This is a genomic window from Rhodococcus sp. MS16, from assembly GCF_013277795.1.
GTDB lineage: Bacteria > Actinomycetota > Actinomycetes > Mycobacteriales > Mycobacteriaceae > Rhodococcus_F > Rhodococcus_F globerula.
Genome location: NZ_VBTM01000010.1, coordinates 26,517 through 40,283, shown reverse-complemented (window position 1 = coordinate 40,283; position 13,767 = coordinate 26,517). Strand labels below are relative to the sequence as shown.

At 61.1% G+C, this 13,767-nt stretch carries 14 protein-coding genes; 8 read left to right on the top strand and 6 right to left on the bottom strand.

Going from position 1 to position 13,767, the window contains the following annotated elements; all coding sequences use genetic code 11:
* Window positions 1-254 precede the first annotated feature (254 nt).
* Together FEZ60_RS21775 and bphC are read left to right on the top strand one after the other, a co-directional pair.
* Window positions 255-1,433, top strand: a complete 1,179-nt coding sequence (locus FEZ60_RS21775) for an acyl-CoA dehydrogenase family protein (RefSeq protein ID WP_033233236.1) — start codon at window positions 255-257, stop codon at window positions 1,431-1,433.
* Between the two features lie 35 nt (window positions 1,434-1,468).
* Complete coding sequence (gene bphC / locus FEZ60_RS21770) at window positions 1,469-2,389, top strand: biphenyl-2,3-diol 1,2-dioxygenase (protein WP_172936975.1); 921 nt, start codon at window positions 1,469-1,471, stop codon at window positions 2,387-2,389.
* Window positions 2,390-2,453: 64 nt separating this feature from the next.
* Here bphC and FEZ60_RS21765 read toward each other — a convergent pair whose 3' ends face one another.
* The 3 genes from FEZ60_RS21765 to FEZ60_RS21755 form a co-directional block, all read right to left on the bottom strand.
* Window positions 2,454-3,767 carry a bifunctional o-acetylhomoserine/o-acetylserine sulfhydrylase gene (locus FEZ60_RS21765; RefSeq protein ID WP_045064988.1) on the bottom strand — a complete coding sequence of 438 codons (1,314 nt, stop codon included), beginning with the start codon at window positions 3,765-3,767 and terminating at the stop codon, window positions 2,454-2,456.
* Between the two features lie 36 nt (window positions 3,768-3,803).
* Window positions 3,804-4,319, bottom strand: a complete 516-nt coding sequence (locus FEZ60_RS21760) for an OsmC family protein (RefSeq protein ID WP_033233232.1) — start codon at window positions 4,317-4,319, stop codon at window positions 3,804-3,806.
* Between the two features lie 243 nt (window positions 4,320-4,562).
* Window positions 4,563-5,324 carry an enoyl-CoA hydratase-related protein gene (locus FEZ60_RS21755; protein WP_045064983.1) on the bottom strand — a complete coding sequence of 254 codons (762 nt, stop codon included), beginning with the start codon at window positions 5,322-5,324 and terminating at the stop codon, window positions 4,563-4,565.
* A 72-nt stretch (window positions 5,325-5,396) separates the two neighbouring features.
* On the opposite strand from FEZ60_RS21755, the gene FEZ60_RS21750 reads away from it, so the two are divergent.
* Complete coding sequence (locus tag FEZ60_RS21750) at window positions 5,397-6,020, top strand: TetR/AcrR family transcriptional regulator (RefSeq protein ID WP_230590074.1); 624 nt, start codon at window positions 5,397-5,399, stop codon at window positions 6,018-6,020.
* On the opposite strand, the gene FEZ60_RS21745 is transcribed toward FEZ60_RS21750, so the two are convergent.
* Complete coding sequence (locus tag FEZ60_RS21745) at window positions 6,017-6,724, bottom strand: TetR/AcrR family transcriptional regulator (protein WP_172936974.1); 708 nt, start codon at window positions 6,722-6,724, stop codon at window positions 6,017-6,019. The two genes, FEZ60_RS21750 and FEZ60_RS21745, sit on opposite strands and share 4 nt — an antisense overlap.
* A 189-nt stretch (window positions 6,725-6,913) precedes the next feature.
* On the opposite strand from FEZ60_RS21745, the gene FEZ60_RS21740 reads away from it, so the two are divergent.
* The 5 genes from FEZ60_RS21740 (at window position 6,914) to FEZ60_RS21720 (ending at window position 12,442) form a co-directional block, all read left to right on the top strand.
* Window positions 6,914-7,717 carry an SDR family oxidoreductase gene (locus FEZ60_RS21740; RefSeq protein ID WP_172936973.1) on the top strand — a complete coding sequence of 268 codons (804 nt, stop codon included), beginning with the start codon at window positions 6,914-6,916 and terminating at the stop codon, window positions 7,715-7,717.
* A gap of 50 nt (window positions 7,718-7,767) precedes the next feature.
* Window positions 7,768-8,889 (top strand): DUF5938 domain-containing protein, encoded by a 1,122-nt coding sequence (locus FEZ60_RS21735; RefSeq protein ID WP_045064978.1) that lies wholly within the window; start codon window positions 7,768-7,770, stop codon window positions 8,887-8,889.
* 34 nt (window positions 8,890-8,923) lie between these two features.
* On the top strand, window positions 8,924-10,444 hold the full coding sequence (locus FEZ60_RS21730; protein WP_116102733.1) for an AMP-binding protein: 1,521 nt from the start codon (window positions 8,924-8,926) through the stop codon (window positions 10,442-10,444).
* Between the two features lie 89 nt (window positions 10,445-10,533).
* Entirely contained in the window at window positions 10,534-11,478 is a 945-nt protein-coding gene (locus tag FEZ60_RS21725; RefSeq protein WP_172936972.1) for a TauD/TfdA family dioxygenase, read from the top strand.
* Window positions 11,479-11,647: 169 nt separating this feature from the next.
* The gene (locus FEZ60_RS21720; protein ID WP_045064972.1) at window positions 11,648-12,442 is read left to right on the top strand and encodes an SDR family NAD(P)-dependent oxidoreductase; all 795 of its coding nucleotides are present in this window, start codon (window positions 11,648-11,650) and stop codon (window positions 12,440-12,442) included.
* Between the two features lies 1 nt (window position 12,443).
* Here FEZ60_RS21720 and FEZ60_RS21715 read toward each other — a convergent pair whose 3' ends face one another.
* Both FEZ60_RS21715 and FEZ60_RS21710 read right to left on the bottom strand, forming a co-directional pair.
* Window positions 12,444-12,902, bottom strand: coding sequence for a nuclear transport factor 2 family protein (locus FEZ60_RS21715; RefSeq protein ID WP_020909165.1), 459 nt, complete (start codon window positions 12,900-12,902; stop codon window positions 12,444-12,446).
* Window positions 12,903-12,953: 51 nt separating this feature from the next.
* Entirely contained in the window at window positions 12,954-13,742 is a 789-nt protein-coding gene (locus tag FEZ60_RS21710; RefSeq protein WP_045064968.1) for an SDR family NAD(P)-dependent oxidoreductase, read from the bottom strand.
* Between the last annotated feature and the right edge of the window lie 25 nt (window positions 13,743-13,767).

Genomic DNA, 13,767 nt, shown 5'->3' with positions numbered 1-13,767 from the left:
CGCACAGGGGCTGCTCCCACTCACCGGGAAGCATTTCTGCACTACCGATCCGCACCTGCCACGGTTTCACCAACAGATTTTCACCTCGCCAGATCTTCCAGGAGGACGCGATGCTCAGTGATACGCAGCGAGTTTTCCGCCGCAAGGTAGTTGGTGGGCAGGAAGACCAGTTGATCGACATCGCGCTTGGACTCGCCGCGAAGAAGTCTGCCTAGGCATTCGCCGGGTACCGAAACCAGAAAGCCGAGAAAACCATGGGACAGGTTCTAGACAACATCTCTCAGTTCGCCGACGAGATCCGCGCAGGCGGCGTCGAGGGCGACAAGATCATGCAGCTGTCGGACGGCAACGCGAAGCGTCTTCGCGATTCCGGCGTCATCCGCATGTTCCAGCCCAAGGAATTCGGTGGGCTCGAATCGCACCCGCGTGAGTTCGCCGAGACGGCAATGGCTATCGGCGCGATGGACGGCGCAACCGGCTGGGTCAGCGGCATCGTTGGCGTCCACCCGTGGGAGCTTGCATTCTTCGACAAGAAGGCGCAGGAAGAGGTCTGGGGCGAGAACCCGGACACCTGGATGGCTTCCCCGTACGCACCGATGGGTGTTGCTCGTCCCGTCGACGGTGGCTACATCCTCAACGGTCGCTGGTCATTCTCCTCGGGAACGGATCACTGTGACTGGGTCATGATCGGCGCGATGGTCGGCGACGCCGAGGGCAAGCCCCTCATGCCGCCGAAGCACCTGCACGTCCTGCTGCCGCGTAGCGATTACGAAATCGACCAGGACAGCTGGAACGTCGTGGGCCTGCGAGGCACCGGTTCCAAGGACCTCATCATCAAGGATGCTTTTCTCCCCGCCTACCGCACCATCGACGCGTCCAAGGTGTACGACGGCAGCGCGTGGAAGGAAGCCGGCCGCACGGAGACCCTGTACAAGTTCCCGTTCTCCTGCATCTTCCCGCTCGGCATCACCTCCTCGTTGATCGGTATCGCCGAAGGCGCATTGGCCTGCAACATTGCAGCCCAGCGTGAGCGCGTCACAGTCAGTGGTGTCCCGATCAAGGAAGATCCGTACGTACTCTTCGCCATCGGCGAGGCTGCTGCGGAGATCGCGGCTTCGCGCGCGGCGATCCTCGAGACGGTCGACCGTTTCTGGGACATGACCGAAAAGGGCCAGGAAGTTTCGTTCGAACTTCGTTCCATCGGCCGACGCACTCAGACGGCTGCCGCGTGGCGTGCAGTGCGCGCAGTGGACGAGATCTTCGCTCGCTCCGGCGGCGGCGCCCTCCAGCTCAGCACTCCGATGCAGCGATTCTGGCGTGACGCGCACGCGGGTCTCTCGCATGCCATCCACGTGCCCGGATCGATCTTCCACGCGTCGACCCTGACGCAGCTCGGTGGCGAGCCGCAGGGCATCCACCGCTCGATGATCTAGTCCCACAAATACTTTCGAAGCAAGGACGGTTAGGCATGACTGAAATTCGGGGCCTGGGGTATCTCAGGATCCAAACGCAGGACGTGGCTCGCTGGCGCGAGCTCGTGGTTGACGGACTCGGTCTCGCGGTCGGCAGCGGCCCGGAACCCGACGGCCTCTACCTCCGTCTGGACGAGCGTCGCTCGCGACTGATCGTCCTTCCGGGTGAGTCGGACAAGGCGCTGGCAGTGGGCTGGGAAGTGCGAGATCAGTTCGCGCTCCAGCGTGTTCGCGAAGCCGTCGAGAAGGCCGGGGTCGAGGTCGAGGTTCTCTCCGAGACCGATGCCAGCTACCGCGACGCCGAGCAGGTCATCGCGTTCAACGATCCCAACGGCAACCGTGTCGAGGTCTTCTTCGGGCCGGTTCTCGACCACAGCCCGTTGGTCACCCCGCACGGTGGACGCTTTGTCACCGGCGATCAGGGACTCGGCCACGTCGTGCTCCCCGTCACGCGTTTCGACGAAGCGCACACCTTCTATACCGAGGTTCTGGGCTTCCTGCCGCGCGGCTCCATTCGCCTCGGCGGCATCGACGCGCCGCCGCCGGCTCGCCGTGTCCGCTTCATGGGTGTCAACCAGCGTCACCACAGCCTGGCTCTGTGCCCCGCCCCGCCGGTCGACGAGCCTGGTCTGGTGCACCTGATGATGGAAGCCGAGACCCTCGACTCTGTCGGTCAGGCACTCGATCGTGTCGCCAAGCTCGGCTTCACGATCTCCTCGACCTTGGGGCGTCACACGAACGACAAGATGGTGTCGTTCTACGTGCGCGCTCCCGGTGGTTGGGACCTCGAATTCGGTTGCGAGGGAATGCTGGTCGACGAAGCGTTCTACACCGCTGAGGAAATCACAGCGGACAGCTACTGGGGCCACGACTGGTCAGCAAGCGAACCGCTTGCGGCCTTCACGCCCAAGAGCTAGTTTCACCCGGCAAAAGGCTCGGCCCCGACTTTCGCGTCGGGGCCGAGCCTTTTGTTGTCGGCGATCAGGAAGCTGCTGCAGCCAAACCGATTTCGAGGTCGGCGAGGATATCGTCGATTCCTTCGATTCCGACTGCCAGGCGGACGAGTCCCGGGGTAACGCCCGACGCGAGCTGCTCCTCGGGAGTGAGCTGCGAGTGCGTCGTCGACGCGGGATGGATGACCAGCGAGCGGACGTCACCGATGTTGGCGACGTGGCTGTGCAGAGTCAGGGCGTTGACGAACTTCTTACCCGCATCGACCCCACCGGCCAGCTCGAACGCCACGATTGCGCCGGTGCCCTTGGGTGCCAGCTGCTTTCCGCGCTCGTGCCACGGAGATGACGGCAGTCCGGCGTAGGCCACCGACGTAACCTCGGCGCGGCTGTCGAGGAACTCGGCCACCTTCTGCGCATTGGACACGTGGCGCTCGATACGCAGGCTCAACGTTTCGATGCCTTGCGAAATCAGGAACGCGTTGAACGGTGCGATTGCCGAACCGAGGTCGCGCAGAAGCTGAACGCGGGCCTTGAGAGCGTAAGCGGGCGCACCGAGGTCGGCAAAGGTGACGCCGTGGTAGCTGGGATCCGGGGTGGTGAAATTGGTGTGGCGACCCTGGGTCCAGTCGAAAGTTCCGCCGTCGATAATGACGCCGGCAATCGCGGTGCCATGTCCGCCAAGGTATTTGGTGGCGGAGTGTACGACGATGTCCGCGCCGTGCTTCAGCGGCTGAATGAGATACGGAGTTGCGACCGTGTTGTCCACGATCAGCGGGATGCCGTTCTCATGGGCAATCGCACTGATGCCGGGGATGTCGAACACGTCGTTCTTCGGGTTGGAGATGGTTTCGCCGTAGAACGCCTTGGTGTTCGGACGGATTGCCTCGCGCCAGTGATCGAGGTTGTCCGGGTCTTCGACGAAGTCGACGGTGATACCGAGCTTGGGCAGCGTGTAGTGGAAAAGGTTGTACGTGCCGCCGTACAGACGCGGGCTCGAGACGATGTGGTCACCGGCTTCGGCGAGGTTGAGGATCGCGAACGTCTCCGCAGCCTGACCGGACGCGACCAGTAGCGCCGCAACTCCGCCTTCGAGGGCAGCGATGCGCTGTTCGACGGCGTCCTGCGTCGGGTTCATGATGCGGGTGTAGATGTTGCCGGGTTCGGCGAGGCCGAACAGCGCGGCGGCGTGGTCGGTGCTGTCGAAGACGTAGCTGGTGGTCTGGTAGATCGGCAGTGCCCGAGCATTGGTGGCGCTGTCGGGGCCCTGCCCGGCGTGGACCTGCTTGGTTTCGAACGACCAGTTGGCGGTCGGATCAATTTCGGCTGGGGTGTTCTCGCTCATGAATTCATACTCCGTAGTGAAGGTGATTGATGCGGGTCAGGCGGTTTCGACGACTGTATGCACTGGAACAGGATTGCGGGTGAGATCAAGCACGGGGCAATGGGCGTCGACGGTCTCCTGCAACTCCAGGTAGCGCTCACGCGATTCCGGGCCGGTCAGTGTGACAACCACACGAACCTCGGAAAAACCGGGGCGGACAGCGTCGTCGAATCCGAAGAAGCCGCGCACGTCGAGGTCGCCCTCGGCGCGTGCCGAGATGTCGTCGAGTCGGATGCCGAGCTTGTCCGCCCATACTCGATACGTCACCACCTGGCAGGACAGAAGTGAAGCGAGGTAGTACTCGACCGGATTGGCGGCAGTGTTCTCGCCGCCGAGGGCCGGCGGTTCGTCGACCTCGACGCTGTATTTGCCGAGCGTGACTGTGCTGGCAACGGCATCGTGGGCTTGCGCCGACGCCTTGAAGACGACATGAGCCTTGCCGGAGTCCTTGCCGATCGCGTCAGCGTTCGCGGCAACAACGGAACTCAAGTGTGAAACGGATGCGGTGGTCATGACAGAAAGATCCCCTGATCTGGGTGAGCATACGAATACCTTCCGCGGGCGGTGACCGCGGAAGTAGGTCCGATCAGAAGATCGGACACCCAGAGGTACAGACGTGCGCAAAATCGACATGGCGACGCCGCGTCAGCAGCGTGCGTGTCGTGTATGCGCCGAATCCCTTCACGCCAGTGACTGTAACCGGCTGGCAACCTTTCCCACCAGCCCTATAGGGAATCTGTCCCGAATGCTGGTTGCTCATGCGGTCGGGACGTTGTTCCAACGTGGCACTCGGCGGTTGGCAAATGCGTCGAGTCCCTCGGCGATGTCCGGCGATTGCAGGATGTGATCGCGCGCCGTGTCGGTGACATTCCAGCCATGCGAATCATCTTCGGTGTACAGGGCATTCACCGACTTCAAAGTCAGGCTCACCGAGGTGGGGGAGGATTCGCAGATTTCCGACGCCATAGCCAGTGCTTCGTCGAGCGCCTTGCCCGGTTCGGTTACCGCATTGACGACGCCCAAATTCAGCGCGCGTTCGGGATCGAGTGTGCGGCCGGTAATCAAGAGTTCACGGGCAACGTTGAGAGGTAGTGCGCGTGGTGCCCGGAACAGGGCACCCGACGTGGCGACCAATCCGCGGCGGGTCTCGGGAAGGCCGAATTGTGCTGTGCGAGAAGCAACAATCAAATCGCAGGCCAGGGCGATTTCGAATCCGCCGCCCAATGCGTATCCCTCGACTGCTGCGATCAACGGCGTGTTGCGCTGTCGCCGGATGACGCCGTATTCGCCACCGCGCGGCATGCGAAGGTCGGCGCGCTCACGGATGTCGGTGCCGGCGCAGAAGACGGAGGTTGTGCCGGTGATGATGCCGACCCACAGCTCGGGATCGTCGTCGAGGAGGTCGAGTGCGGATTCGATGCCCTCGGCGGTTTCGCGGTTGATGGCGTTGCGACGTTCTTCGCGTTCGATCCGAACGATAAGTACCTTGCCCTGGCGTTCAGTGGTTACAGTCGACATAATTGGACTGTAGTCCATCTATATTCTTACGTACGCTGATTGCAAGGCCAAGGGCTGAGGAGGCGAGTCCGCGTGGTTTCGAAAGACGTGGTTTCCAAAGACATGGTTTCCAAACGCGAGCAGAACAAGCGCGACACCAACGATCGGTTGTTGTCCGCGTCCCGTGTTCTCTTCTCGGCGCAAGGATTTGCCAGCACTACCGTCGACGATATCGCCGAAAGGGCAGAAGTTTCGCGGGCTACTTTCTTCAATTATTTTCAGGGCAAGGATGCGGTTCTCGAAGCGCTGCACAGCGACCATCTGGATCGGCTGGCGTCAATGGTGGACAAGCTCATGGGTACGCCGATGTCCACGACGGATCGAATCGTCAAGCTCTTCGAGGATTTTGCACTGCAAGCGGTGAAGCATCCACGCTATTTGCGTATGGTGACAACGGAATTGGAACGCGACTTTGCCGCATCCGGTGCGGGAGCCGCCCACGACAAGCGGTTTCACGTGGAACTGTTGCGCATCGTCACGGCAGGTCTCGAGACCGGTGAAGTTCGAGCCGACTATCCACCGTTGTTCTTGGCGCAGATGATCGGTGGCGTCTACAGCACGCTGGTCAGGTTCTGGCGTCAGGATGCCGGCTACGATGTGGTGGCCGAATTCGATCGTGGCGCAAGGTTTGTCACGGATAGTATCGCTGCCCGCTAGGGGTGTGGTGTGGGCACCACCTGTAAGAGAATCGACTGTACGGTGTCGGACAGATACGTGGCTGCGCTCGCGTCGCCGGAGAAATGGCGAAGCAGGCTCTGTTGGAACAGGCCGTCGAAAACTCCGTACATAGCGGCGGGCGTAATGGTGGGTTCGGTGTCGAGGAGCTCTGCGTAGCGGCTGACGATGCGCCAGATCATGTTTTCGAGGCTTTCATCGATCGCGGCCACATCCGCGCGGAAAGAATCCTCGAACAGAGACTGTGCTCGCAGGTCGTACCAGAGCCGGTGCATGGTCGCCTCGTTGATCATGGTCTCGGCCAAGATAGCCCCGAAGCCCGCTCGCAGCTCGTCGGGTGTCTGCGCAGTGGAGACTATGCCGTCGTAGCGGGTGACGCAACGCGCCTTGTAGTGGCGCACGCAGTGCGTGATGAGGTCGACTTTGTCGCTGAAGTAGTAGTGCAGGACGCCGTGCGAAAACTCGGAGTTCTGAGCGATTTCGCGCAGGCTGGTACGCGCATATCCGAGTTCGGCGAGCGTTTGCAACGCTGCTTCGGCCAGCTCGTCGCGGCGATCCGAGAACTTGTCGACCTGCCGACGTGAGACCTTGTCGGCATTGCTCGGGGAGGACTTTTTGGTTGTCCCACTTGCATTCTCGACGGTGGTAGTCACGGCGTTACGTCCTGTTCGTGCGATGTGTGCCATCAGTATGACCGGCTGCTGGAAACAGTGTAGTCCCTGCTCTTTGACGATCGTGTAACAAAATCTTGACAGTCGTCAAGATTTCTCTTGACACTCGTCCAAAGTTGAATACTCTGTGACTCACACCACTTGGCAGCGTCGCTGTGAACGGTGGCATCGCGAGATTCATTTCAGTCATGGAGGCAGTGAAAAATGAGCGTGTTTGATCTCGAGGGACGAAAAGCGCTGGTCACAGGCGGCGCCAAGGGTCTTGGTGCTGGAATGGCAGAGGCGTTGGCAAAGGCGGGAGCGTCGGTGATGATCGGCGACGTTCTCGAGGACGAGGGCCGGGCAACCGCGGAGGCCGTCGGTTCGGGCGGAGCCAAGACGGGCTTCGTGAAGCTGGACGTCACCGACGACGCCAACTGGGCTGACGCGGTCGCTGCCACGACGGAGACCCTGGGCGGTTTCGACATCCTCGTCAACAATGCGGGCATTGAAATCTCTTCGCTCGTGGTGGACCTGGACGCGGATGACATCCGCCGGATGTGTGAGGTGAACATCCTCGGCACCGCGCTCGGCACCAAACACGGTTTGCGCAGCATGCGGCCTGGTGGGATTGCCGGCGGCGGCGGTTCCATCATCAACATCTCGTCGGTTGCGGCCACAATTCCGTTTCCCGGTATCAGTGGGTACTCGGCCACCAAGTCCGCCGTCGACCGTTTTACCCGCGTTGCTGCGACGGAGTCCGGCAAACTCGGCTACGGAGTACGCGTGAACTGCGTCTATCCGGGACTTGTCGCGACGGAGATGGGTCGGGGTCTTGCGTCGGACATGGAGAAACTAGGTCTGTGGCCCAGTGCGGAGGCGGCCGTTGGCGACGTCATCGGTCTCACCCCGCTGGGGCGTCTCGGTGAAGTGAACGACATGGCGGACGCCGTCGTCTTCCTGTCCTCGGATGCTGCCCGCTTCATTACCGGTATCGGCCTGCCCGTCGACGGCGGCATGGGTATGTAACCCACACAGTCTTTTTCGGCTCGACCCCAACTTCGAAAGGTTCAACCAACATGTCTGACAAGAAGCCAGTCGTCGTCTACGGCGTTTCCGGGTACACGGGACGCCTCGTGTGTGAATACCTGCGTGAGTTCAACATTCCGTTCATCGCCGCCGGCCGAGATGCCGCACGCATCCAGGAAGTGCTCGACAAGATCCCCGGCCTCGACACTGTTGATCACGAAGTGGTCGAGGTGGAGCATACGGTAGAAGCATTGACCGAGTTGTTCACCGGCGCACAGGTAGTCAGCAACATGGTTGGCCCGTTCATCAAGTTGGGTGGCACCGTGGTCGAGGCAGCGCTCAATGCCGGCTGCCACTACATGGACACCACCGGTGAGCAGGACTGGGTTCTCGACGTCCAAGAGAAGTTCGGCGACAAGTACCAGGAGAAGGGCTTGTTGCTCTCACCTGGTATTGCGCAGATGTACACGACAGGTGAGATCGCTGCCAACATCGCGCTGGAGAATCCGGGCCTCGACACCCTCGATATTCTGGTGTTGTGGAAGGGCTTTCCCACGTACGCGTCCACCCAGACCATCTTCACGATCCTCAAAGCCAACTGGTACTACCTCGAGCAGAACAAGTACGTGCAGTGGGCGCCCGGTTCGACCTTCGACGTTGTTGTTCCGGGTCAGCACGAAACCGCTCTCGCTTTGCCGTGGGGCGGAACCTGCCATCCTGTGTGGTTCAAGAACGACCCGCGCGTATCCAACGTCAAGGCTGCGGGTGGCGTGTTCGACCGATCTGTGATGGAAGGTGTTGTTGCCACCCAGAAGATGGTGGAAGAGCAGATCAAGACGTTGCCCGCCGATCAGCAGGAGGCAGCGCTGGCGGAAATCGCCGGTTCTGTGCAGGCAGGCATGCCGCCACGGGAAAACCCGCGCATCAACACGTCGATGGACTCGGTGTACGCATCCGGTCCGCTCGGACGCGCTCACGTCGTCATCCACGGCAACTGCAACTACAAGCAGACGGGCCTGCTGCAGGCGTACGCGGCTCACTCGCTGCTGCAGCAGCCGCCCAAGCGTGCCGGGTTGGCGTCGGCGTGCCAGGCCTTCGGTCACCGTGAATTGCTCGGTGCGCTAAGGAGTTTCGGTTTGGTGCTGGAGCCGGAAATCACCGTCAACACCTAGACCACCATTCGATTCTGCCTGAGAGGCTCCCGCTATGCGTTTGACCGACTATCTCGACAAGGGAGCCTCTCTCGGTTCCACCGCGCCATGTTTGACGATGGGGGAGCGCACGCTCACCTACGGTGACGTTCAACAGTTCAGTCGCCGGTTTGCCTCATCCCTTGCAGCCTCCGGGATTGCCCCGGGAGACAAAGTGGCCATCCTGTCCGGCAATGATCCGATCTCGTTTTCGTGCGTTTTCGGTATCAGCCGGGCGGGTGCGGTGTGGTGCCCGATCAATCCGCGCAACGAGGCTGCGGAAAACCGAGACCTGTTGGATCTGTTCGATACTCGGGCCCTGTTCTTCCAGAAGTCGTATGCGCCTCTTGTCGATTCGATCCGGCAGGCGCTGCCGAAACTGGTGACGCTGGTCTGCATCGACGGTGAGACCGACTGGGCGCCGTCACTCGAGAAATGGCTCGGGGAGCACGATTCGGAGGCGTCGCCGCCCGACGACGTGACCATGCTCGTCGGAACCGGCGGCACCACCGGGCGCCCCAAGGGCGTGATGCTGACCGGCCACAATATCGAGACGATGACAGCGATCACGTTGATGAGTTACCCGTTCGAGGGTCGTCCCGTGTATCTCGCGTTGGCGCCGTTGACACACGCGGCCGGGGTTCTCTGCTTCCCGATTATGGCGTTGGGCGGGGAGGTTGTCATCATGCCGAAACCCGATCTCGGTGTCTTCTTGGAGAACGTACAGAGGCATCGGGTCACGCACACGTTCCTGCCGCCGACGCTGATCTACATGCTGCTCGAGCACCCCGATCTGGCGGACACGGATCTTGGCTCGCTGCAATGCTTCTGGTACGGCGCAGCGCCCATCTCGCCGACCAGACTGGGGGAGGCGATCACCAAGATCGGGCCGGTCATGGCGCAACTGTTCGGCCAAAGCGAAGCGCCGATGATGATTTCCACGATGGCGCCGAAGGACCATTTCGGCCCGGACGGTGCCATTGCAACCGAGCGGCTGTCCTCCGCCGGACGCCCGTCGCCTTTGGTCACCGTCGCAATCATGAACGACAAGGGGCAACTGCTCGGGCGCGGAGAACGCGGTGAGGTCGTGATTCGCAGTTCGCTGGTGATGGCGGGGTACTTCAAGAACCCCGAAGCCAGTGCGGAGGCATCGGCACACGGATGGCATCACACTGGTGATATCGGATATCTGGACGAGGACAACTTCCTGTTCATCGTCGACCGGGCGAAGGACATGATCATCACCGGGGGATTCAACGTCTATTCGGTGGAGGTCGAGCAGGCCCTCATGGCCTATCCGGGAATTCAGGACTGTGGGGTGATCGGCCTCCCTGACGACAAGTGGGGCGAGCGCGTTGTGGCTGTAGTGCAGCCGCATCAGGGAGTTGTCATCGACGGAGTCGAAGTCATGGCCTTTGTGAAGGCTCGCATCGGAAGCGTGAAGACACCGAAAGAGGTTGTCGTCTGGGAAGATCTGCCGCGGTCGAAAGTGGGGAAGGTGCTCAAGAACGAGATCAAGGGGGTGTTGCTGCGATAAGTCCGGGATGAGTCATTGACAGGTTAAGGGAGTCTCCTTAAAGTTGAAGTGATCTGGTTCACTGTCGCTGTTCTCGAGGGAGTCTGAAGATGGCCGTCCTGTTTCCCACCATGATCTTTCCGATTCCGACGGACCCATTGGCTGCGTATGGCCCGCTAGTGGCAAAACGGAATCCGGAAACGGTTGAACCAGAGCCGTATATCCATTTTGCGGTCAAGCCGCACACACCCACCATCGGTGCGGAAATCTCGGGGCTGCGGCTGGGTGGCGACCTGTCCGACGAGGTCATGGCCGAACTACGCCGCGCCTTGCTCGAGTGGAAGGTGCTGTTCTTTCGGGACCAGGACATCGACCGCGCGGAGCATCGTGCCTTCGCGGAACGATGGGGTTCACTGGAGCAGCATCCGTTCTTCAAATACACCCAGCCTGGTCAGACCGACATCGACGTCACAACGCTGGCCAAGGACGCGATGGTTGGGGGCGTCGAGAACAACTGGCACAACGATGTGACGTGGCACGAGCATCCGTCCTTTGCGGCAGTTCTTCGGGCCGTCGAAGTGCCGGAAGTTGGAGGCGACACGTTGTGGGCTGACACTGCTGCGGCGTACGACCTCTTCCCGCAGGACATCAAGGAACGCATCGAACACCTTGAAGCCGAGCATGATTGGATCAACGCGTTCGGAAAGTCGATGCCGGCCGAAGCGGTAGACATGCTGCGCCCCAAATTTCCGCCGGTTCGCCATCCGGTTGTGCGCGTTATTCCCGAGAGCGGCCGACGGGTCCTGTTCGTGAACATGACTTTCACGCAGCGGATCGTCGGCGTTTCGCAAGAAGAGTCGAACGAACTTCTCACCCTGCTGTACCGGCACGTCAACCGTCCGGAGTTCCAGGTCCGGTTGAAGTGGGAGCCGAATACCGTTGCCTTCTGGGATAATCGGACGTGTCAGCATTATGCGTCGAGTGATTATTTTCCCGCGCGGCGCGTGATGGATCGGATCTCCATCGTCGGCGACCGGCCGGTTGGGATCGTGTAGCCGCCCGCCGAATTTCGGGTGTAGCAGGGGCAAGGTCACTCGTCACGTACTTGTGAGTTCATTCAAGAAAGTTGGACTGAGCCGTTCGTCAGGCGTTCACTGGGATCAATTGGGTATTTCCCGCCCTACGGGAGATCCGGAGCTCGGTGATACCCCGAAAGGAACGAAGATGAACAGGCTCGAAGGTAAGAATGTTGTGATCACGGGGGCGGCCAGCGGGATCGGGCGCGCTGCGGCAGGGTTGATGGCTGCAGAAGGTGCGAAGGTTCTGGTTGCCGATCTTGATGCGTCTCACGCGGAGGAGGCTGCTGCTTCGATTCGTGAATCAGGCGGTATTGCAGTAGGTTTCGGCGTCAATGTGATGGACGAAGATGCCGTCGCTGCGATGATCGACCGAGCAGTAGCCGAATTCGGTGGCATCGACGTGCTGTGTAATCACGTCGGTGGAAGCAATCCACGCAAGGATCTTGATCTGCTTCGGATGGACTTGGACGAGTGGGATCGTGTCATGGCGCTCAACGCTCGCAGCACCGTTGTCGCGTCGCGGCTGGCGATTCCGCACATGATCAAGGCCGGCGGTGGGTCGATCGTGAACACCGCGTCGGTTGGCGGATTGATCGGTGACTCTTTGCAGTCGGCCTACGGCGCGGCCAAGGCTGCGGTGATCCGGCTGACTCAGTACATCGCTGTTCAGTACGGGCCGGAGAACATTCGGTGCAACGCCGTGGCACCGGGTGCGATTATGACACCCGCACTCGTGGACAACATCCCGGCTGACGTCATCGAAGGAATGAAGCAGGCAAACGCGCTTCCCTACCTCGGCGAACCTGAAGACATCGCGCACGCCATGGTCTACCTGGCCTCGGACGAATCTCGCTACATGAGCGGGCAGACCTTGGTGGTCGACGGGGGACTCACCAGCAAGAGCCCGCTCGCGACCGGCCGTTCGTCGATGTTGAGCTGAGTCAGCTCCGCCAACCGCTGGGGCCGGTGCCCAGAACCTCGATAGATCCCTGGCTGGCGTGGGAATGTTTGGTGCGGTGCGTCATTCGCCACGTTCCGTCGATCCGCGCCCACGAATCGTGGTAGTCGCCGAGGGTGAAGAAGTTCAGGTGAGCTTTGCTCCCGGTGCCAACATGCATGTCGCTGACATAGGAGCGGCTGGTGGCGAGATCGCCGACCACCTCGACCAGCACGTTGCCGATCAGATGTTGGGTGGGACCGCACTCGTCGAGGAACGAGCGGATGGAAGCCACGACCTCGGCGGGTCCGCGCAGCGTTCCGGTACCCAGTTCTGCAGTAGCGTCCGGCGTCATGATCCGGTGGAGTTCGTCCCAATCGCGAGCGTCCATGGCTCGGGCGAACTCGAAGATGGAGCGGGTGATCTCGCGTTCGGCAAGAAGAGTGGTGATGTCGACGCTCATGCTGTGCGCCTTTCTTAACGTAGAGGGGTTAATAAAGGCGCACAGCAGATCTCAGCGGTTGAGCAGCTTGCGCATCGCTTCGGCAGCGCCCTTGACCATCTTGTCACGGGGGAAGCCGCTGCGCTTCTGAGCGCCCTCGTAGTTTCCTGCGGCAACCCAGATCGGGCCGTCGGCAAGGTGCTCGAGGCCTTCGCGTGCAACATCTTCGGGCTCGGCGACGTTCATGCCGGGGATGTCGAAGTTGAGACCGGCGCGAATCATAGCCGGTGTGCGCGTCACCCCGAGAATGAACTCGACGACGTGAACGCCGTACGGCTGGAGTTCGAGCCACAGGCTCTCGGCAAAGATGCGTCCGAATGCCTTGGACGCTGCGTAGATGCTCTGGTGCTCGGAACCCATGAATCCGGCCAGCGAACCGAGCAGCATGATGCCGCCGCGTCCGCGATCCTTCATCAATCCGCCGAAGTGGTGCGAGAGTTCGAGCTGCTTATTGATGTTCAGCTCGATGACTCCGGCAAATCCCGTCAGATCACCGGTGACGAACTCGTGGCCGTAACTGTTGGCGCCGGCGTTGAAGATGAGCAGGCCAACCTCGACGTCGTCGGTGACAGCCTTGATCTGATCGAGCGCGTCGGGAACCAGCAGATCCAGTGCAAGAGTGCGTACTTCGACGCCGTTGGCACGTGCCTTGGCCGCGGTCTCCTCGAGCGGGCCCGGCTTGCGGGCGATGAGCACGAGGTTGATACCGAGCTTGCTGAGCTCGTCGGCGAACCCCGCGCCGACACCTTCGGAACCGCCGGCGATGACTGCCCACGGGCCGTAGTACTGAGGATCGATCATTACTACCTTCTTCGAAAGATGTTGG

Bases quoted from the DNA above. Each gene is read 5' to 3' on its own strand.
- FEZ60_RS21775 (WP_033233236.1), top strand. From the start codon at position 255: ATGGGACAGGTTCTAGACAACATCTCTCAGTTCGCCGACGAGATCCGC.
- bphC (WP_172936975.1), top strand. From the start codon at position 1,469: ATGACTGAAATTCGGGGCCTGGGGTATCTCAGGATCCAAACGCAGGAC.
- FEZ60_RS21765 (WP_045064988.1), bottom strand. From the start codon at position 3,767: ATGAGCGAGAACACCCCAGCCGAAATTGATCCGACCGCCAACTGGTCG.
- FEZ60_RS21760 (WP_033233232.1), bottom strand. From the start codon at position 4,319: ATGACCACCGCATCCGTTTCACACTTGAGTTCCGTTGTTGCCGCGAAC.
- FEZ60_RS21755 (WP_045064983.1), bottom strand. From the start codon at position 5,324: ATGTCGACTGTAACCACTGAACGCCAGGGCAAGGTACTTATCGTTCGG.
- FEZ60_RS21745 (WP_172936974.1), bottom strand. From the start codon at position 6,724: ATGGCACACATCGCACGAACAGGACGTAACGCCGTGACTACCACCGTC.
- FEZ60_RS21740 (WP_172936973.1), top strand. From the start codon at position 6,914: ATGAGCGTGTTTGATCTCGAGGGACGAAAAGCGCTGGTCACAGGCGGC.
- FEZ60_RS21735 (WP_045064978.1), top strand. From the start codon at position 7,768: ATGTCTGACAAGAAGCCAGTCGTCGTCTACGGCGTTTCCGGGTACACG.
- FEZ60_RS21730 (WP_116102733.1), top strand. From the start codon at position 8,924: ATGCGTTTGACCGACTATCTCGACAAGGGAGCCTCTCTCGGTTCCACC.
- FEZ60_RS21725 (WP_172936972.1), top strand. From the start codon at position 10,534: ATGGCCGTCCTGTTTCCCACCATGATCTTTCCGATTCCGACGGACCCA.
- FEZ60_RS21720 (WP_045064972.1), top strand. From the start codon at position 11,648: ATGAACAGGCTCGAAGGTAAGAATGTTGTGATCACGGGGGCGGCCAGC.
- FEZ60_RS21715 (WP_020909165.1), bottom strand. From the start codon at position 12,902: ATGAGCGTCGACATCACCACTCTTCTTGCCGAACGCGAGATCACCCGC.
- FEZ60_RS21710 (WP_045064968.1), bottom strand. From the start codon at position 13,742: ATGATCGATCCTCAGTACTACGGCCCGTGGGCAGTCATCGCCGGCGGT.